At 69.0% G+C, this 18,328-nt stretch carries 18 protein-coding genes and 1 pseudogene; 10 read left to right on the forward strand and 9 right to left on the reverse strand.

Annotated features, from left to right (window positions below; genetic code table 11):
* Positions 1–35: 35 nt before the first annotated feature.
* The 4 genes and pseudogenes from K0817_RS10745 (at position 36) to K0817_RS10760 (ending at position 2,191) form a co-directional block, all read left to right on the forward strand.
* Positions 36–554 (forward strand): DUF4190 domain-containing protein, encoded by a 519-nt coding sequence (locus K0817_RS10745; protein WP_253735304.1) that lies wholly within the window; start codon positions 36–38, stop codon positions 552–554.
* Between the two features lie 40 nt (positions 555–594).
* Positions 595–960, forward strand: coding sequence for a DUF3099 domain-containing protein (locus K0817_RS10750; protein WP_219981425.1), 366 nt, complete (start codon positions 595–597; stop codon positions 958–960).
* Positions 957–1,163, forward strand: a pseudogene (locus K0817_RS10755) (hypothetical protein); the annotation flags it as partial. The gene K0817_RS10750 and the pseudogene K0817_RS10755, both read left to right, overlap by 4 nt.
* 170 nt (positions 1,164–1,333) lie before the next feature.
* Positions 1,334–2,191 carry an SURF1 family protein gene (locus tag K0817_RS10760; RefSeq protein ID WP_219981631.1) on the forward strand — a complete coding sequence of 286 codons (858 nt, stop codon included), beginning with the start codon at positions 1,334–1,336 and terminating at the stop codon, positions 2,189–2,191.
* Between the two features lie 7 nt (positions 2,192–2,198).
* Here the strand turns inward: K0817_RS10760 and K0817_RS10765 are convergent, their stop codons facing one another.
* Positions 2,199–3,797: an ABC-F family ATP-binding cassette domain-containing protein gene (locus K0817_RS10765; protein ID WP_219981426.1), complete on the reverse strand. Its 1,599-nt coding sequence runs from the start codon at positions 3,795–3,797 to the stop codon at positions 2,199–2,201.
* A 190-nt stretch (positions 3,798–3,987) separates the two neighbouring features.
* Here K0817_RS10765 and K0817_RS10770 point away from each other — a divergent pair, with 190 nt between their 5' ends.
* The 6 genes from K0817_RS10770 (at position 3,988) to K0817_RS10795 (ending at position 9,742) form a co-directional block, all read left to right on the forward strand.
* On the forward strand, positions 3,988–4,635 hold the full coding sequence (locus K0817_RS10770; RefSeq protein ID WP_219981427.1) for a biotin transporter BioY: 648 nt from the start codon (positions 3,988–3,990) through the stop codon (positions 4,633–4,635).
* A 141-nt stretch (positions 4,636–4,776) separates the two neighbouring features.
* Positions 4,777–5,817 carry an iron-siderophore ABC transporter substrate-binding protein gene (locus K0817_RS10775; RefSeq protein ID WP_219981428.1) on the forward strand — a complete coding sequence of 347 codons (1,041 nt, stop codon included), beginning with the start codon at positions 4,777–4,779 and terminating at the stop codon, positions 5,815–5,817.
* A gap of 38 nt (positions 5,818–5,855) precedes the next feature.
* Positions 5,856–6,902 (forward strand): iron ABC transporter permease, encoded by a 1,047-nt coding sequence (locus K0817_RS10780; protein ID WP_219981429.1) that lies wholly within the window; start codon positions 5,856–5,858, stop codon positions 6,900–6,902.
* Entirely contained in the window at positions 6,899–7,966 is a 1,068-nt protein-coding gene (locus K0817_RS10785) for an iron chelate uptake ABC transporter family permease subunit (protein ID WP_253735305.1), read from the forward strand. The genes K0817_RS10780 and K0817_RS10785 overlap by 4 nt, the downstream gene beginning before the upstream one ends.
* Positions 7,963–8,850, forward strand: a complete 888-nt coding sequence (locus tag K0817_RS10790) for an ABC transporter ATP-binding protein (protein ID WP_253735306.1) — start codon at positions 7,963–7,965, stop codon at positions 8,848–8,850. Before K0817_RS10785 ends, K0817_RS10790 begins: the two co-directional genes overlap by 4 nt.
* Positions 8,834–9,742, forward strand: coding sequence for a siderophore-interacting protein (locus K0817_RS10795; RefSeq protein ID WP_219981430.1), 909 nt, complete (start codon positions 8,834–8,836; stop codon positions 9,740–9,742). The genes K0817_RS10790 and K0817_RS10795 overlap by 17 nt, the downstream gene beginning before the upstream one ends.
* Positions 9,743–9,819: 77 nt before the next feature.
* Here the strand turns inward: K0817_RS10795 and K0817_RS10800 are convergent, their stop codons facing one another.
* The 8 genes from K0817_RS10800 to sufB form a co-directional block, all read right to left on the reverse strand.
* Positions 9,820–11,190, reverse strand: coding sequence for an MFS transporter (locus tag K0817_RS10800; protein WP_219981431.1), 1,371 nt, complete (start codon positions 11,188–11,190; stop codon positions 9,820–9,822).
* A 50-nt stretch (positions 11,191–11,240) separates the two neighbouring features.
* Positions 11,241–12,398 (reverse strand): aminotransferase class I/II-fold pyridoxal phosphate-dependent enzyme, encoded by a 1,158-nt coding sequence (locus tag K0817_RS10805; RefSeq protein ID WP_219981432.1) that lies wholly within the window; start codon positions 12,396–12,398, stop codon positions 11,241–11,243.
* A 43-nt stretch (positions 12,399–12,441) separates the two neighbouring features.
* Positions 12,442–14,040: a serine hydrolase gene (locus K0817_RS10810; RefSeq protein ID WP_219981433.1), complete on the reverse strand. Its 1,599-nt coding sequence runs from the start codon at positions 14,038–14,040 to the stop codon at positions 12,442–12,444.
* A gap of 69 nt (positions 14,041–14,109) precedes the next feature.
* Entirely contained in the window at positions 14,110–14,439 is a 330-nt protein-coding gene (locus tag K0817_RS10815; RefSeq protein ID WP_141882678.1) for a metal-sulfur cluster assembly factor, read from the reverse strand.
* Positions 14,440–14,448: 9 nt separating this feature from the next.
* Entirely contained in the window at positions 14,449–15,243 is a 795-nt protein-coding gene (gene sufC, locus K0817_RS10820) for a Fe-S cluster assembly ATPase SufC (RefSeq protein WP_219981434.1), read from the reverse strand.
* Positions 15,244–15,257: 14 nt separating this feature from the next.
* Positions 15,258–15,587 carry a non-heme iron oxygenase ferredoxin subunit gene (locus K0817_RS10825; RefSeq protein ID WP_219981435.1) on the reverse strand — a complete coding sequence of 110 codons (330 nt, stop codon included), beginning with the start codon at positions 15,585–15,587 and terminating at the stop codon, positions 15,258–15,260.
* Entirely contained in the window at positions 15,584–16,789 is a 1,206-nt protein-coding gene (gene sufD, locus K0817_RS10830) for a Fe-S cluster assembly protein SufD (RefSeq protein ID WP_219981436.1), read from the reverse strand. The genes K0817_RS10825 and sufD overlap by 4 nt, the downstream gene beginning before the upstream one ends.
* Positions 16,789–18,207, reverse strand: coding sequence for a Fe-S cluster assembly protein SufB (gene sufB / locus K0817_RS10835; protein WP_301339812.1), 1,419 nt, complete (start codon positions 18,205–18,207; stop codon positions 16,789–16,791). The genes sufD and sufB overlap by 1 nt, the downstream gene beginning before the upstream one ends.
* Between the last annotated feature and the right edge of the window lie 121 nt (positions 18,208–18,328).

An 18,328-nucleotide genomic window follows, 5' to 3' on the forward strand; every position in this document is an offset into this window, starting at 1 on the left:
GGAACGCTGGACCCGACTTCGACGAAAGGCGCCCCGTGAGCGACCACACCCCCGACGCACCCGTGCCCGGCCCGACCGGACAGCCCGCTCCCCCGTCGCCGCAGCCCGGACAGGGCCAGTACCCGGCTTCGCAGCAGGGCGCGCACCCGCAGCCGGGCGCGTATCCGCCGCCGGCGCAGGGCGCCTACCCTCCGCCGGCACAGGGCGCTCAGCCTCCCGCATACGGCGCGCCCGCGTACGGAGCCCCGTACGGTACTGCACCGGCGTACGGCTACGGCGCGCAGCCGAAGACCAACGCGCTGGCGATCGTCTCGCTCATCGCCTCGATCGTAGGCTTCATCGGGATCCTTCCGATCATCGGCTCGATCGGCGGCGTGATCACCGGCCATATCTCGCTGAATCAGCTCAAGACAAACGGTGAGAACGGTCGCGGCATGGCCCTTGCCGGGACCATCGTCGGTTACGTCGGACTCGCGTTCTGGATCATCGGCGGGATCGCGCTGTTCTCGTTCATCGCGTGGGCAGCCAGCCAGAGCTCGCAATACGGCTACTGACCGCGACCGCACGGCGCAACCGGCGTACCCTGGAAGCACCGTGAAGAGTTCGACCCACGCCCCTTCGGCGACATCGCTGCCGCGCGCGCCGCGCGACGAGGCCGGCGCGCGCTCGACCCGGTACCTCCTCATGATGGCCATCCGGATCGCCTGCCTGATCCTCATGGTCGTGATCACCCCGTACGGCTGGTACACGTGGGTGCTCGGTGCAGCCGCCATCTTCCTCCCCTACGTCGCGGTGGTGTCCGCCAATGTGGGTCAGGAGGCGCGAAGCAACCGCCGCGAAGACCCCGAGCCGTCGTTGCCGGCCGCCCCGACACCACTCGAGCCGCCGGCCGCCGGCCGCGTGATCCGCATCCAAGAATCGCGTCCCGCACCATCCGAGCACCAGGAACCGCACGCATGAGCGCAGCACCGCGCGAGCCCGTCGCCGATGCGACCTGCTCGCGCGCCGGATGCCGCGCTCCGGCCGGCTGGCGCATCGACTGGCGCAATCCCCGCATTCACGGCGCCGAGCGCATCAAGACGTGGGTGGCCTGCGGCGAGCACCGCGACTATCTGCGCGACTTCCTCGCCGCGCGAGACTTCCCTGTGGCGGTCGCGGCCCTCGCTCCCACACCCGCACCTGCGAAAACACGGGCGGGTGTCGGCGACACGCCGGAGTCGGATGCATCGGACCGGCGTGTCGCGTCATCGACTGGTGTTTTCGCATCGAGCGCCGAGCCCGCGAGGCAACCAGGCAATGAGGCATCGCCGTGAGCGCCCGCCGAGAGGTGAGCATGCAGCGACTGCCGCGGGCAGGCCGCTGGGCCATTTACATCGGGTTGGCTGTCGTGTTCGCCATCGCGTGCGCGTTCCTATCGAATTGGCAGTTCTCACGCAACGAGGAGCGCAGCGCGCAGCTGGCTCTCGTCGCGCAGAACTACGACGCTTCGCCCGTGCCGCTGGCCGAGCTGATTCCGACCGGCAGCGCGCTCGATCCACAGGACGAGTGGCGTCCGGTGACCTTGACGGGCCGCTACGTGAGCGAGGACCAACTGCTGGTACGAAACCGGCCGCACGGCGGCACCTCCGCCTTCGAGGTGCTGGTGCCGTTCCGGCTGGACGATGGGCGCGTGCTGCTCGTGGACCGCGGCTGGGTCCCCCCAGGCGAAAGTCAGCCCGAGCCCGACGCCGTGCCCGGCCCACCGTCTGGTGAGGTCACCGCGGTCGTGCGGCTTCGACCGGGCGAGCCGCTCCCGGCTTCGGGACGGTCGGCGCCAGAGGGCCAGGTGCCCACGATCAACCTGTCGCTGTCGGCCGATGCCGTCTCGTCCGCCACCGGCGAAGCGATGGAGCTGAGCGCCTACGGAGTGCTCGTGTCGGAGAATCCCGCGGCCGAGAACACGCCGAACGCCCTCGAGTCGCCCTCGGAAGATCCGGGACCCCATCTGTCGTATGCGATCCAGTGGATCCTGTTCGCCGCGATGGGATTCATCTTCATCGGCTACGTCATCCGCACTGAGCGTCGCCATCGGCGAGAGGACGCCGAAGACGCAGCCGAACAGCGGTCGGACGGGCCGCGTCCGGGATCTCCTCGACGTCGCGATCGCGACGCCGAGGACGAGGATGCCCTCCTGGACACAGCCGGACGCTGAACGGCGTCTACGCGAGGCTGATGAGCTCGGCGTAGTCGCGGCCCCAGATGTCTTCCACACCGTCGGGGAGGATGAGCACACGCTCGGGATTGAGCGCCTCGACCGCGCCCTCGTCGTGCGAGACGAGCACGACCGCACCCTCGTAGTGCGAGAGCGCTCCGAGAATCTCCTCCCGCGAGGCGGGGTCGAGGTTGTTCGTCGGCTCGTCGAGCAGCAGCATGTTCGCGCTCGAGACCACCAGTGTCGCCAGCGAGAGCCGGGTCTTCTCTCCGCCCGAGAGCACTCCCGCCGGCTTGAGCACGTCGTCGCCGGTGAAAAGGAATGAGCCGAGCACCTTGCGAGCCTCGGTCGCCGTGATGTCGGGCGCGGCCGACATCATGTTCTCGAGCACGGAGCGAGAGACGTCCAGATTCTCGTGCTCCTGCGCGTAGTACCCCACCTTGAGGCCATGGCCCGGCTCGATCTGACCGGTGTCGGGCTTGTCGACGCCGGCGAGGATCCGCAGGAGCGTGGTCTTGCCCGCACCGTTGAGCCCGAGCACGACGACCTTCGAACCGCGGTCGATCGCGAGGTCGACGTCGGTGAAGATCTCGAGGGATCCGTACGACTTCGACAGTCCGGATGCCATGAGAGGCGTCTTGCCGCAGGGAGCGGGCTTGGGGAACCGCAGTTTGGCGACCCGGTCCTCCTGCCGCACGTCGTCCAGGCCGGACAGCATCTTCTCGGCGCGCGCCACCATCTGGTGCGCCGCGGCGGCCTTGGAGGCTTTGGCGCCGAAGCGCGCGGCCTGCAGCTGCAGCGCTGTGGCCTTCTTCTCGACGTTGACCCGCTCCTTCTTGCGACGTTCCTCGTCGGCGACCCGCTGACGCAGGTAGTTCTTCCAGTTCATGTTGTAGACGTCGATGACCTGGCGATTGGCGTCGAGGTAGAACACACGGTTCACCGTCTCGCCGACGAGCTCGACGTCGTGGCTGATGACGATGAGGCCGCCCTTGTAGCCCTTGAGGAATTCCCGCAGCCACACGACGCTGTCTGCGTCGAGGTGGTTCGTCGGCTCGTCGAGGATCATCGACTCGGCATCCGAGAACAGGATGCGGGCGAGCTCGATGCGTCGTCGCTGACCACCCGACAGCGTCTTCAACGGCTGGTCGAGAATACGGTCCGGCAACGACAGATTGTGCGCGATCGAGGCGGCTTCCGCCTCGGCCGCATAGCCCCCGAGCGCCTCGAAGCGCTCCGTGAGGTTCCCGTACTTGCGCATGGCACGGGCCGCGGCATCCGCGTCATCATCCCCCATCGCCAGGGATGCCTCGTGCATGCCGATGGCGATCGTGCCGAGCCCTCGCGCGTCGAGGATGCGCGTGCGGGCGAGAATCTCGGGGTCTCCGGAGCGCGGGTCCTGCGGCAGGTAGCCCAGCTCCCCGATGCGATCGACCTTGCCGTCGGAGGGAATCACGTCACCGGCCAGCACCTTGGTGAGCGTGGTCTTCCCGGCGCCGTTTCGGCCGACGAGGCCGACCTTGTCGCCCGCCGACACGCGGAACGACACGTCCGACATCAGCACGCGCGCGCCTACGCGGATCTCGAGGTCGTGCACGGCGAGCACAGCGATCGTCCGTTCCGTTGGTGGTGAGGGGGCATGGCCGAACGGCCAGCCTCCCAGTATAGGCCGCGGGAGCGCACGCCTGGCCCCACGTCGCGCGGTCACCGGCCTGTCGGATGCCGACAGGCCGACTGCCCATCATTGGTGGACGTCGACCAATAAGTCGACCCAGCGTGCCCCTAGGCTGAGTGCCATGTCATCCATCGCCGCTGCGCCATCCGCCTCCGCCGGGTCTCGTCGAGTGCTCGCCGACGTCATCGTCCGTCCGTCCTCCCGTGCTCGCGCATTCGCGCTCGACGCGGGCCTCGTCATCGCCGGCGCCGCGATCGTCGCACTACTCGCGCAGGTCGAGATTCCGCTGTGGCCGGTCCCGATCACCGGACAGACGCTCGGCGTCATCGTGGTCGGCGCAGCGCTCGGCGCATGGCGCGGCGCCGCCGCGCTGACCACCTACATGCTCGCCGGACTCGCCGGGCTGCCGGTGTTCGCCGGTTTCACCGGCACGATCGCCGCCGTGGCCAAGCCCAGCTTCGGTTTCGTGATCGGTTTCATCTTCGCGGCGTTCCTGGCCGGCTGGTTCGCGCAGCGCGCGTGGGATCGCCGCCCCGTTCTGGCGTTCGCGGGTTTCGCCGCCGCCAGCGTCGTGCCGTTCCTGTTCGGCATCCCGTACATGGCGTTCATCCTCAACGCCCTGCTCGGGCTGGACCTGTCGTTCCTCGAGATCCTGCAGGCAGGCCTCTTTCCGTTCATCGTCGGCGGCCTCGTGAAGGCCGCGCTCGCTGCCGCGATCATCCCCAGCGCCTGGGCGCTCGTCCGCAAGGCCGACGCGTCCAAGGATTGACGCGCAATCGACGCGATCATGACGAAGCCCCGGCCTCGGCCGGGGCTTCGTCATGTTGCGACAGATGGATTCGCACGACGGAGCACTCCCAGGTAATGTAAGGCTGTCCTTACTTCCCCCCTCACCTCTCGGAGGATCACCGTGCCCCGATTCCGTCATGCCGCCGCGGCCACCACAGTCGCCGCCCTCACCGCCCTCGCGCTGGCCGGCTGCTCCAGCGCCGGCGCAACCGATGCCGCCGGAGAAGACGGCGGGGCCTCCGACGCCTCGGGATCGTTCCCGGTGACAATCGAGCACGCGTTCGGCGAGACCACGATCGAGGCCCAGCCGGAGCGTGTGGCGACAGTCTCGTGGTCCAACCAGGAGGTTCCGATCGCGCTGGGTGTGGTTCCGGTGGGCATGGCCGAGGTGACGTGGGGCGACGACGACGCCGACGGTGTTCTGCCGTGGGTCGAGGAGAAGCTGGAAGAGCTGGGCGCTGAGACGCCCGTCCTGTTCGACGAGACCGACGGCATCGACTTCGAGGCCGTGGCCGACACCCAGCCGGATGTCATCCTCGCCGCATACTCGGGGCTGACGCAGGAGGAGTACGACACGCTTTCGAAGATCGCGCCGGTCGTCGCCTATCCCGAGGTCGCGTGGGGCACGTCGTACGAGGACATGATCCGCCTCAACGCCACCGCCCTCGGCCTCGGCGACGAGGGCGAGGCCCTCATCGAGGAGTTGCAGGCAGAGGTCGAGACGGCGCTGGCGCAGCATCCCGCACTCGCGGAGTCGACGGTGCTGTTCTCGTACATCGACCCGTCGGACTTCAGCCAGGTCGGCTTCTACACCAGCCTCGACACGCGGCCTGGCTTCCTCACCAGCCTGGGGCTCCCCGAGCCGGCCGTCGTCACCGAGGAGTCCGAGGGCAACGATGCGTTCTTCGCCGAGATCAGCGCCGAAGAGGCGGACCGCTTCGCCGACGTCGACGTCTTCGTGACCTACGGCGACGCCAGCGGCTCGATCATCCCGCTGCTGCAGGCCGATCCGCTGCTGTCACAGATCCCCGCGATCGCCGAGGGCCGCATCGCGATCCTCGAGGAGTCGACGCCGCTGGCCGCGTCCGCCAACCCGTCGCCGCTGTCCATCGGCTGGGGCATCGACGAGTACTTCGCGCTGCTGGCCGGCGCGTTGGACTGAACACCCGGCTCCCCTCCGACGACCGCGAGATCCGAACCGTGAGTGCCCTGCAGACGGAGACGCCGCTGCCGGATGCCGCTACCCTGCGGCGTCCGGCGGCGGTGCGACTGATGTGGCTCGGGATCGGCATCGCTGTCCTCGCCGCACTCTGCATCGCTTCCGTTGCCTTCGGCGCTCGCGACGTCTCGCTCGCGGATGTCGTCGCCGGCCTCGCCGGGAGCACCGGCGATGTCAGCCAGGCCGCCGTGGTCGCGCGCCTGCCCCGCACCGTGCTGGCGCTGATGGTGGGCGCGGCCCTCGCGATGGCCGGCACCGCGATGCAGGCGGTCACTCGCAACCCGCTGGCCGATCCCGGCATCTTGGGCATCTCGGCCGGCGCCGCCCTCGCTGTCGTCATCGGCATCGCCTTCTTCGGAATGTCGGGGCCGTACGCGTTCATCGTCGCGGCGGTCACCGGCGCCGCCGTCGCGGCGGTATTCGTCTACGCCGTCGGCTCGCTCGGGCGGGGCGGTGCGACACCGCTCAAGCTCGCGCTCGCCGGTGCCGCCGCGACGGCCGCGTTCATGTCCCTCGTGAGCGCCATCCTCCTCCCCCGCGCCGACATCTCGGAGATGTTCCGCTTCTGGCAGATCGGCGGCGTGGGGGGCGCGACCTGGGACCGGATCTCGGTCGTCGCCCCGGTGCTCGCCGTCGGCGCGATCGTGTGCCTCGCGTGGGCGCGAGGGATGAACTCCCTCGCTCTCGGCGACGACGTCGCGGCCGGGCTCGGCGAGCACGTCTTCCGCACGCGCCTGGTCGCCTTCGCGGGTGCGGTCGTCCTTGCCGGCGCCGCCACCGCCATCGCCGGCCCGATCGCGTTCGTCGGCCTCGTCGTGCCCCACATGTGCCGGCTGCTCGTCGGCACCGATCACCGCTGGCTGCTGCCCTTCTCGGCCATTGCCGGCGCGGCGCTGCTCGTGGCGGCCGACATCGTGGGCCGCGTGATCGCGCGTCCGGAAGAGATCGAAGTCGGCATCATCACGGCGCTGATAGGTGCACCGTTCTTCATCTGGATCGTCCGCCGCCAGAAGGTGCGGGAACTGTGAGCACATTCATCGAGGCGGATCGGCCGCCGGCGATCGCCGAGCGCACCGCGGCGGTGATCGCCGGGCGGCGGCGCCGCGTGCGGCGCCACGCGGTCGTGACGAGCATCCTGGGCGTCGCCATCGTGGGCGTCTTCCTCGTCTCGCTCATGGTGGGCAAGTCGTTCTATGGTCTCGATGAAGTCGCCCGGGTGGTGCTCGGCGAAACCGTTCCCGGTGCCTCGTTCACCGTCGGCGAGCTACGACTGCCGCGCGCCAGTCTCGCGGTGCTGGCGGGCTTCGCCTTCGGGGCGGCGGGTGTGACCTTCCAGACCATGCTCCGAAACCCGCTCGCCTCGCCCGACATCATCGGCATCACGTCCGGGGCCAGTGCCGCGGCCGTTTTCGGCATCGTGGTCCTCTCGCTCAGCGAGACGCTCGTGGCGCTGCTCGCTGTGCTGGGCGGCCTGGCGACGGCGCTCGCGATCTACCTGCTGTCGAACAAGGGCGGCTTCACGGGAACGCGCCTCATCCTCATCGGGATCGGTGTCGCGGCGATGCTCGATGCCGCCGTCACTTACACCCTCTCCAAGGCGGCGGTGTGGGATCTGCAGTCGGCGCTGCGATGGCTGGCCGGCAGTCTCAACGGCGCGACGTGGTCGATGGTCGTGCCGCTGGCCCTCGCGAGCGCCGTGCTGGTCCCGATCCTGCTCGCACAGGGCCGCGGGCTCGGCGTCATGCGCATCGGCGACGATGCCGCTGCCAGCCTGGGCGTGCGCCTCAACGCCACGCGGGTGATCGCGATCGTCGCGGCAGTCACGCTGCTGGCGTTCGCGACGGCGGCGACTGGCCCGATCGCCTTCGTCGCGTTCATGGCCGGCCCGATCGCGGCCCGCATCGTCGGCCCGGGCGCCTCGCTGCTGCTTCCGTCGGGTCTGGTCGGTGCCCTGCTGGTGCTCGTCGCCGATCTGCTCGGGCAGTTCGCGTTCGACACCCGGTATCCGGTCGGCGTCGTCACGGGCGTCCTCGGGGCGCCGTATCTCATCTACCTCCTCATCAGGATGAATCGCTCCGGAGGGTCGCTATGACCGCATCCCACAGCCTGTCGGCCCACGCGCTCACTCTCGCCTATGGCGACCGGGTGATCGTCGACGACCTCGAGTTGGAGATCCCGCCCGGCCGCATCACCGCCATCGTGGGGGCGAACGGATGCGGCAAGTCGACGCTGCTGCGCGCGCTTGCTCGTCTCATCTCCCCGAAGGCCGGGCAGGTGGTGCTCGACGGCAAGGCGCTCCACGCCCGCCCCTCCAAAGAAGTGGCGCGCACGCTGGGCCTGCTGCCGCAGAGCCCGATCGCCCCCGAGGGCATCGCCGTGGCCGACCTCGTGGGGCGCGGCCGCCACCCGCATCAGAAGCTGCTCGCCCGCTGGAGCGCGCGCGACTACGAGGTCGTTGCGCAGGCACTCGCGGCAACCGGCACCGACGACCTGGCCGACCGCTCGGTGGACGAGCTGTCCGGCGGGCAGCGCCAGCGGGTGTGGATCGCGATGGCGCTCGCACAGGAGACCGACATCCTCCTGCTGGACGAGCCCACAACCTTCCTCGACGTGGCGCACCAGATCGAGGTGCTGGATCTGCTCACCGACCTCAATCGCGATCGCGGCACGACGATCGTCATGGTGCTGCACGACATGAATCTCGCAGCTCGCTACGCTGACCACCTCTTCGCCCTGCGCGCGGGCCGGGTGGTCGCCAGCGGCGCCCCGGGCGAGGTCATGACGGGAGAGCTGATCCGCGAGGTTTTCGATCTCGACGCGCTCGTCGTGGCCGACCCGGTCTCCGGCGCCCCCATCGTGCTCCCCCGCGGTCGCCACCACGTGACGGCGTCCGCGCCGGAGCCCCTCCCGCAGCTCGCCGGCGCACGCGCCGCTGCAGCCGATCAGACAGGAATCGCCGATGGCCTCCCCCACTGACACGAACCGCTTCTTCCGTGCGCGGGTAATCGCGATCACCGACCTCACTCCGAGCTTCCGGCGCTTCACGTTCGGGGGCGACGATCTCGCCGACTACGGCGACCCCGGCTTCGATCAGCGCGTCAAGATCGTCTTCCCGACACGATCCATCGATCTGAACGCAATGCCGACGGGCGAGGACTGGTACGCCCGCTGGCGCGATCTGCCCGAGGACCAGCGCCCGCCGTTTCGGACCTACACCACGCGCTACGTGCGCAATGAGCGGTGCGAGGTCGACGTCGACATGGTCTCGCACGACGTGCTGGGTCCGGCGTCGGACTGGATCGCGCGTGCGCAGGTCGGCGATGAGGTGCTGATCTTCGCCCCGACCAGGGCCCACACCGGCGTCAGCTACGGCATCGACTTCGTGCCCCCGGCGCAGGTGGAGAGCATCCTGCTGGCGGGCGACGAGACGGCGGCCCCGGCCATCGCCGCGATCCTGGAGCAATTGCCCGCCGATGCGACCGGCGTCGTCGCGCTCGAAGTGCCGCACATCGGCGACCTGGCCTATCTCCCGCACCATCCCGGATTCGAGTACCGGGTGGGCGCGCGTGACGCCGGCGCCCGGCACGGGCATCTGGTCTCGTCGGTGACGGATGCCGCAGCCCATCTCGCACCGGCCGGTCGCGGCGCCGACGTCGAAGAGGTCGACATCGACACCGACATCCTCTGGGAGGTGCCGCGAACGGCGAAGGGGGGCGCGGCGCTCAAGAGCGCGCGTCTGTACGCGTGGCTGGCCGGCGAAGCGGGAGCGATCAAGGCGCTGCGACGCCACCTCGTCGCCGAGCGCGGGGTCGACCGCCGCGCCGTGGCGTTCATGGGCTACTGGCGACTCGGCCGCGCCGAGAATTGATGCGACTCGGATCAATGCGACGAAGGAGCGTTGATCCTCAGTCGCATCAAGGTTGAGCGAGCGAAGCGAGCCGGAACCTACGATGCTTCCTGCGCGCGGCCCATCCGCAGCCCTGGAATGAGGGCCACGAGCGCCAGCAGCGCTGCGACGGCGAACACGGCGGGGAATCCGGCATCCGTGCCCGCCAGCGCAGTGAAGACGAGGCCCAGCATCGCGATCGCCGACGCCGCGCCGATCGAGTCCGAGATCGAGAGCGCCGACGAGTTGAACCCCTGGTTCTGCGGTGTCGAGTAGGCAAGCGTGAGCACCGTCAGGCGCGGATACATCAGGCCCATGCCGGCGCCGGCGAACGCCCACCCGCCGATGAGCACCGCGGGATGCAGGTGCCCGACCGCGGTCACGGCCGCGATCACCAGCGACGCGACGAGCAGGGAGCCGCCGGTCAATGTGATGCGGGCGTTGCCGATGCGGTCGCCGAAGCGCCCCTGCACGTCTGCGGCGGCGGCCCAGGCCAGCGCGGCGGCGGTCAGCCCCAGCCCTGCCCACGTCGGCGAAAAGCCGTACTCGTCGATCAGGAGGTACGGCACGTAGATCTCGGCTCCGAACAGCGCGCCCGCGATGAGCCCGCGCATCAGGACCACGCTGGGCAGGCCGCGCGCGGCACGGAGGGTTCCGCGCGGCAGGAGCGGTCGGGCAGCGAGCCCGATGACCACGACCGACGCGACGACCGCGGCCCACGCCCAGCTTCCGAGTTCACCCGCCAGGCTCAAGCCGAGCGCCCCCGTGGCCACGGCGATCGCGCAGACCAGGCGCGGCCACACGCGGCCGGACGCAGGGTCGTCGGTGGACAGCGGCTGGCCATGCAGGCGCGCCACGACGAGCGCGAACGCCACGACGGTCAATCCTGCGACGCCGAGGAATACCCATCGCCAATGCAGGAACTCCGTGACCGCTCCGGCGAGGAACGGTCCGATGAGCGAGGGCACCACCCACGCGGCAGAGAAGGCGGCAAAGACGCGTCCGTGCAGCGCGGGCGGATACACGCGCGCAACCACGACGTACAGGGCGACGGTCTGACCTCCCGTCCCGAGCCCCTGCACGAGACGTCCGAGAACGAGGAGGGGCATCGTGGGTGCGAGCCCCGCGATCAGCAGACCGACGACGAACAGCACGACGGCGGTCGTGAGCGGGGCGAGCACGCCCCCGCGGTCGCACCACGACCCCACTGCGACCATGCCGATCACACTGGTCGCGAGTGTTCCGGCGAAGGCGACCGCATAGAGCCGGTCGCCGTCGAGGTCGGCGCTCACGACCGGCATCACGGTGGTCACTGCGAGGGATTGGATCGCCGCGAGGAAGATCAGGGCGACGGCGCCGACGGTCACCCACACGAAGCGCGATTGCCAGATGCTCGCCGATTCGGAGCGGTTCACGGCCGGCGATGTCATCAGGCCAGGCTAGCCGCCGCCGACGCTGCCGCCTGGCCGCGATGTGCGCGTCATCGCGAGATCTGTGCGATGCGCTGCACGGCTTCGCGCAGGACCTCGGGCGAGCACCCGAAATTGATGCGGACGTGGCCACGACCCTCTTCGCCGAACAGCGGACCGAGGTGCAGCGCGACGCGCGCATCGCGGAGGATCTTCACCGCCGGGTTGTCGCCCCACCCGAGATCGCGCAGGTCGACCCACGCGAGGAACCCGGCATCCGGGATGCGATAGCGGGCTGCAGGAAGATGCGCGGCCAGAAGATCGGCCAGGAGCATGCGGTTCTCATCGAGGGCTGCGAGCTGCGCGTCGAGCCAATCGTCGCTCTCCGGCGAGAAGGCCGCGACGGCGGCGATCGCGCCGAAGAGCCCGGTCCGCCATTCGACTTCGGCCGGCAGCGCACGCACGACTCCGGTCGTCTCGTCGGCGGCCGTGACCATGAGGGCGCACTTCAGCCCGGCGAGGTTGAACGCCTTGCTCGCGCTGACGACCGCGTACCCGACGCGCGCCGCGACGGGTGACGCATTCAGGAACGGTGTGAACGCCGCGTCCCGGTGTGTGAGTGGGGCATGAATCTCATCACTGATCACCACGGCGCCGAAGCCGGCCGCGATGTCGGCGAGAGCTGCCAGGGTCTCGCGGGAGTGTACGGTGCCGGTCGGGTTGTGCGGGTTGCACAGCAGGATCGCCCTGGCCCCGCCGGCGAAGGCCGCTTCGATGGCGAGCAGATCGAGTTCCCACGACGTGCCGGTGTCACGAAGCGGCACCCGTTCCACGACGGCGCCAGCCTCTGGGACGCACTCGAAGAACGGCGGGTACACCGGGGTGGTCACGATGACCCGATCGCCAGGCTCCACAACGCGGCGCAGGATCTCGACGACGCCCATCATGACGTCGCACGTCGTGCGGACCCTCGAAGGATCCACCTCCCATCCGAAGCGCCGCGCGGCGAATCCCGCGTAGGCGGTGACGATCCCCGGGTCGGGGGGCGTGTAGCCGGTGTCGCCGAGTGCGACGGCGCGGCCGAGCGCCGCCGTTATCGCCGGTGCCGGCGCGAAGTCGGTCTCGGCGACGAACAGCGGCAGCACATCGTCGCCATACGTGCGCCACTTGGTGCTGGACCGCTGTCGCAGCTGATCGAGGGGAAGGGCCTGAAGTGGGGTGACGCTCACCGTTCGACCCTACCGAGCAGCGCAGCCCGTGAGCCGCTCCGCGTCACTGTGTGAAGGTGCCCAGCCCGTGCTGGTCGAAGTACTCGAGCACGAGAGTGGACCCGTCGAAGGTCGCCTTCGAGATGCTGCCTGCGGTGCCGTTCTCGCCCGTGAGACGGAAAACGAATTCGTCACCCGACCAGTGCTCGAGCGACCATCGTCCGGTGGGGCCTATGGCGAGCTCGAGCTCGCCGCCGACGACGCTGACCGTCGCCGGCCCGAAGTAGTCGTTTCCGTAGGTGCCCGCGTAGGACGCGAGGTCCGCGGCGGGCGCGGCGTCGGTCGGCGGGTCCTCCCCCACCAGTTCGCCGAACGGCGCCATCTGCCGCTCGAATACCGACGTGTACAACGCCAGCCAGTCGCGGCGCTCCGCTCCGAACTGCGCGATGTCTGCGAACCGCGCGGCGATCGCCTCGGCAACGCCGTTGGCGCTGGCATTCGAGAGCACGACGATGCCGAGTCCGGCACCCGGGAGCATCTTCACGATCGTGCCGGCGCCCAGCGCGAATGCTCCGGAGTGGTTCACGTCGACCAGCCCGCCCACCGTCGTTCCCACGTTGAAGCCGTAGCCGTAGGTGCTGGCGCGCGCGCCGAACGCGCTCGGCGGCCCCACCACCATCTGCGGCGACATCGCCGGCAACAGCGACGCGGGATCTACGAAAGTCTCGCCATCGTGTTGGCCAGCAGCCAGCAGCATCGTCATCCAGGTCGTCATGTCCGTCAGACTGGAGCTCGCACCGCCGGCAGGAGACTGCGCGTCGGGCTGGCGCGGCTCGGGCGTGACGATCCACTCGCCGTCCTGTTGGACATGCCCGAGCGCCCGATTCTCGCGTGCTTCCAGGTCTTCGAAGCGGGAGCTCGTGGACGCCATCCCGAGGGGCTCGTAGAGCAGTCGCTCCGACAACGCCGCCCATTCCTCGCCGGCGGCACGCGCGACCGACTCACCGGCGGCGGTGATGTCGAAGTTGCCGTAGTGGTACACCGAGCGGAAGGGCTCGAGCGGAATCAGTCGCAGCCGTTCCAGGATGGCCTCGCGGTCGTAGCCGATGTCCTCCAGCTCATCGCCCGCATGCTCGAAGAGTCCGGAACGGTGAGCGAACATGTCGGCGATCGTGACGTGCGATCCTGCATAGGGGTCCGACAGTGTGAAGCCCTCGAGATGCTGCGAAACAGGGGTGTCCCACGTGACCAGCCCCTCGTCGATCGCCCGGGCCACGACCGTTGCCGAGAGCGACTTCGACACCGATGCCAGCGCGAAGACGGTGTCGGTGTCGACGGGTTCGCCGCTGTCGACGTCGCGGACGCCGAACCCCTCCGCGAAGAGCAGTTCACCTCGGTAGACCACGCCCACGACGATCCCCGGCGTGCCGGTCGCGTCCATCGCCGTGGCGACGGATGCCTCCAGATCGGCGATCGCGGCGTCCACGCCGTCGGGCGTCACTGTCGCCAGCGCGTCGGCGCTCGGATCCTCGCTCACCGTCGGCGCGGTCGATGGCGACGGGCTCGTCGATGCGGGTGCACCGAAGCTGCACCCGCTCAGCGTCGCGAGGGCCGTGACGGCCCCGATGGCAGCAATGATGGAGCGTCTCCCGCGAATGCGCATGGGCTGAGTGTGTCATGCGCTCGGGGGTCCCGCGAGGTTAGGTCCCGAACAGATTCCGGGATCGCCGGGTCAGATGGCGAAGCCGAGGGCACGCATCATGTCGCGGCCGTCGTCGGTGATCCGCTCAGGGCCCCACGGCGGCATCCACACCCAGTTGATCCGGAACCTCTCGACGACCTCGTCGAGGGCCTGTGCCGTCTGCTCCTCGAGCACGTCCGTCAGCGGGCAGCCCGCGGACGTCAGCGTCATGTGGATCACCAAAGCGTCGTTCTCGTCGTCCCACGCCAGATCGTAGATGAGGCCGAGGTCGACGACGTTGATCCCCAGTTCGGGGTCCATGACGTCCTTGAGAGCCTCGGTGACCTCGTCGAACTTCTCGGGTGTGAGCGTTGCGGTCATATAACGATCCTACGCTTCGGTGGCGACGGGAGCCTCGGCAGGCTCTTCGGCGCCCGCAGGGAGGAAGCGGTCGTAGCCTTCGTCCTCGAGCCGATCGGCGAGCTCGGGCCCGCCCTCTTCGACGATGCGGCCGCCGACGATCACGTGGACGAAGTCCGGGTGGATGTAGCGGAGGATCCGCGTGTAGTGCGTGATGAGCAGGACGCCGAGGTCGCTCTCGGCCTTGGCGCGATTCACGCCCTCCGAGACGACCTTGAGTGCATCCACGTCCAGTCCGGAGTCCGTCTCATCCAGCACGGCGATCTGGGGCTTGAGCAGCTCGAGCTGCAGGATCTCGTGGCGCTTCTTCTCGCCCCCCGAGAAACCCTCGTTGACGTTGCGCTGCGCGAACTTCGGGTCCATGCGCAGGGCCTTCATCGATGCCTTGACGTCCTTGGTCCAGCTGCGGATCGAGGGCGCTTCTCCCTCGATGGCGGTCTTCGCGGTGCGGAGGAAGTTCGTGACCGTCACGCCGGGAATCTCGACGGGGTACTGCATGGCGAGGAACAGCCCCGCCCGGGCGCGCTCGTCGACGGACATCGCGAGGACATCCTCGCCGTCGAGCGAGATAGACCCGCTCGTGACGGTGTACTTCGGGTGACCGGCGATCGTGTACGCCAGCGTGGACTTGCCAGAGCCGTTGGGGCCCATGATGGCATGAGTCTCGCCGGTGCGGATCGTCAGGGTCACGCCGTTGAGGATGGGCGTGGTTCCGGCATCCGTCTCGACCGTCACGTGGAGGTCGCGGATCTCGAGGACAGACATGTTCAGTACCTTCTTCAGTTCGCTTCGATTGTGACGGTCGGGTCGATGAGCACATCGTCGCCGTCGATCGTGACCGCGAACACCGGGACCGGTTCGTACGCGGGGAGGTTCAGGGGCTTGCCGGTGCGCAGCGAGAACGCCGACCCGTGGGCCCAGCATTCCAGCGTCTCACCGTCGACGAAGCCCTCGGCGAGCGAGATGTCGCCATGAGTGCAGGTGTCGCCGATCGCGTGCACCTCGCCGTTGGAGTCCAGGACGACGGCCATGGCAACGCCGTCGATCTCGACGCGATGGGCTTCGTCCTGCACGAGGTCGCTGAGAGCGCACGCCCGCTGCGCGGTCATCGGGCGGTCTCCGCCGCCACGAGGCCCTGGGCGAGCTCCGTCTCGATCGCCGCGAAGAGCTCGGATTCCAGGTCCGCCACGCCGATCTTCTGCACGATCTCGGCCAGGAAGCCGAGCACGACGAGCCGACGTGCCTCGTCCTCACGGATGCCACGGGCCTGCAGGTAGAACAGCTGCTCGTCGTCGAAACGACCGGTCGCGCTGGCATGGCCGGCTCCGCGGATGTCACCGGTCTCGATCTCGAGGTTCGGGATCGACTCGGCGCGCGCACCGTCGGTGAGCACGAGGTTGCGGTTCGCCTCGTACGAGTCGGTGCCCACGGCATCCGGGCCGATGAGGACGTCGCCGATCCACACGCTTCGCGCGCCCTCGCCCTGCAGTGCGCCCTTGTAGAGCACATCGCCCGTCGTCTCGGCGCCCTTGTGGTGCAGGTACACCTGACTCTCGAGGTGCTGCCCCGAGTCGGAGTAGCTGAGGCCGTACAGCTCACCGCGCGAACCGGTGCCGGCCAGCTCCACGCTCGGGTTCACGCGCACCACGCCGCCGCCGAAGCTGACGACGATGTGCCGCAGCGTGGCGTCGCGCTCGACACGGGCCTGGTGGGATGCCGCGTGAACGGCGTCATCGTCCCACTGCTGCACGGTCACCAGCTCCAGGTGAGCGCCCTCGCGGACGATCACCTCGACGTTCTGGGCGAACTGGGCGGATCCGGTGTGCCGCAGCACGACCTGGGCGCGGCTGTGGCGAGAGGCCTCGATCACGATGTGCGCGTGCGCCAGCAGTTCGGCGCCGGCACCGCTGAACTCGACCACGACGGGCTGAGCCAGCTCGGCCTCGACCGGGATCGACACGTACAGTGCCTCGGCGGATCGGTTCCACACGACGGCGGCGGGAAGGTCTTCGGGCACGAAGACCTCGCCGCGCGGTGCGGTGCCGGTCGCAAGCCCCGCGGCGGCGACCGGGCCGGCCACGGCGAGCGAGATCGCGCCTTCGTCCCCGGCGGCGTCGGCGAACAGTCGCGACATCCGCGCGACGGGGGTGTGCTTCCAGTTCACCTCGCGGCCGGTGGGCGTCTCGAAGGCCGCCGGGTCGTACGACCGGAGGCGCTCGGATCGGGTCTGCACCGGCACGAAGGCACCGGCACCGTCGGTGTGGCCCTTCGCACCCGGGATGGTTGCGGGGGCCTGTGTCACGGAGCTCACTAGCCGACGGATCCTTCCATGCCCATCTCGATGAGCTTGTTGAGTTCGAGCGCGTACTCCATGGGAAGCTCGCGTGCGATGGGCTCGATGAACCCGCGCACGATCATCGCCATGGCCTCGTCTTCGGGCATGCCCCTGCTCATGAGGTAGAACAGCTGCTCTTCGCTGACCTTCGACACCGTGGCCTCGTGACCCAGCTGCACATCGTCGACGCGGATGTCGATCGCCGGATAGGTGTCCGAGCGGGAGATCGAATCGACCAGGAGCGCATCGCAGCGCACGGTGTTGGCCGAGTGGTGGGCGTTGGCGTCGACGCGGACCTCGCCGCGGTAGCCGGCGCGCCCCCCGCCACGGGCGATGGACTTCGACACGATCGAGGACTGCGTGTACGGCGCCATGTGCACCATCTTGGCGCCGGCGTCCTGGTGCTGCCCGGGGCCGGCGAACGCCACCGAGAGGGTCTCGCCCTTGGCGCGCTCCCCCATCAGGAAGATCGACGGGTACTTCATCGTGACCTTCGAGCCGATGTTGCCGTCGATCCACTCCATCGTCGCGCCCTCATGGGCGACGGCGCGCTTGGTGACGAGGTTGTAGACGTTGTTCGACCAGTTCTGGATGGTCGTGTAGCGGACCCGCGCGTTCTTCTTCACGATGATCTCGACCACGGCCGAGTGCAGCGAGTCGCTCTTGTAGATCGGCGCCGTGCAGCCTTCGATGTAGTGCACGTACGAGCCCTCGTCGGCGATGATCAGCGTCCGCTCGAACTGGCCCATGTTCTCGGTGTTGATGCGGAAGTACGCCTGCAGCGGGATCTCGACGTGCACTCCCGGGGGCACGTACACGAACGAACCGCCCGACCACACCGCGGTGTTCAGCGCGGCGAACTTGTTGTCGCCGGCGGGGATGACGGTGCCGAAGTACTCCTCGAAGAACTCCGGGTGCTCGCGCAGCGCGGTGTCGGTGTCCATGAAGATGACGCCCTGCGCCTCGAGCTGTTCGTTGATCTGGTGGTAGACCACCTCGGACTCGTACTGCGCGGCGACTCCGGACACGAGCCGCTGGCGCTCCGCCTCGGGGATGCCGAGCTTCTCGTAGGTGTTGCGGATCTCCTCGGGGAGCTCCTCCCACGATCCGGCCTGCTTCTCGGTCGAGCGCACGAAGTACTTGATGTTCTCGAAGTCGATCTCACTGAGGTCAGCGCCCCACGTGGGCATCGGTTTGCGACCGAAGAGCTGATAGCCCTTGAGCCGGGTCTTCAGCATCCATTCGGGCTCGCTCTTGAGCGCCGAGATGCCGCGCACGACATTCTCGTTGATACCTCGCTGCGCGACAGCGCCCGCGGCATCCGTGTCATGCCACCCGAACTCGTAGACCCCCAGGCTTTCCAGCTCCGGGCGGTCGATCAGCACATCAGACATCGTCTTGTTCTCCTCCGGGTCCTGCGGTGTCATCCGCCCCGGCATCCCGCTCCTCTGGTGGAGATTCCGGAGGAGGATGCCGCTTTCTGGCCCTCTCAGTGGCGCCGGCCATCGCGCCTAG

This window comes from Microbacterium sp. HD4P20, from assembly GCF_019449275.2.
In the GTDB taxonomy this organism is placed as follows: Bacteria; Actinomycetota; Actinomycetes; order Actinomycetales; family Microbacteriaceae; genus Microbacterium.

Bases quoted from the DNA above. Each gene is read 5' to 3' on its own strand.
- K0817_RS10760 (WP_219981631.1), top strand. From the start codon at position 1,334: ATGCAGCGACTGCCGCGGGCAGGCCGCTGGGCCATTTACATCGGGTTG.
- K0817_RS10770 (WP_219981427.1), top strand. From the start codon at position 3,988: ATGTCATCCATCGCCGCTGCGCCATCCGCCTCCGCCGGGTCTCGTCGA.
- K0817_RS10790 (WP_253735306.1), top strand. From the start codon at position 7,963: ATGACCGCATCCCACAGCCTGTCGGCCCACGCGCTCACTCTCGCCTAT.
- K0817_RS10795 (WP_219981430.1), top strand. From the start codon at position 8,834: ATGGCCTCCCCCACTGACACGAACCGCTTCTTCCGTGCGCGGGTAATC.
- K0817_RS10800 (WP_219981431.1), bottom strand. From the start codon at position 11,190: ATGACATCGCCGGCCGTGAACCGCTCCGAATCGGCGAGCATCTGGCAA.
- K0817_RS10810 (WP_219981433.1), bottom strand. From the start codon at position 14,040: ATGCGCATTCGCGGGAGACGCTCCATCATTGCTGCCATCGGGGCCGTC.
- K0817_RS10815 (WP_141882678.1), bottom strand. From the start codon at position 14,439: ATGACCGCAACGCTCACACCCGAGAAGTTCGACGAGGTCACCGAGGCT.
- sufC (WP_219981434.1), bottom strand. From the start codon at position 15,243: ATGTCTGTCCTCGAGATCCGCGACCTCCACGTGACGGTCGAGACGGAT.
- K0817_RS10825 (WP_219981435.1), bottom strand. From the start codon at position 15,587: ATGACCGCGCAGCGGGCGTGCGCTCTCAGCGACCTCGTGCAGGACGAA.
- sufB (WP_301339812.1), bottom strand. From the start codon at position 18,207: ATGTCTGATGTGCTGATCGACCGCCCGGAGCTGGAAAGCCTGGGGGTC.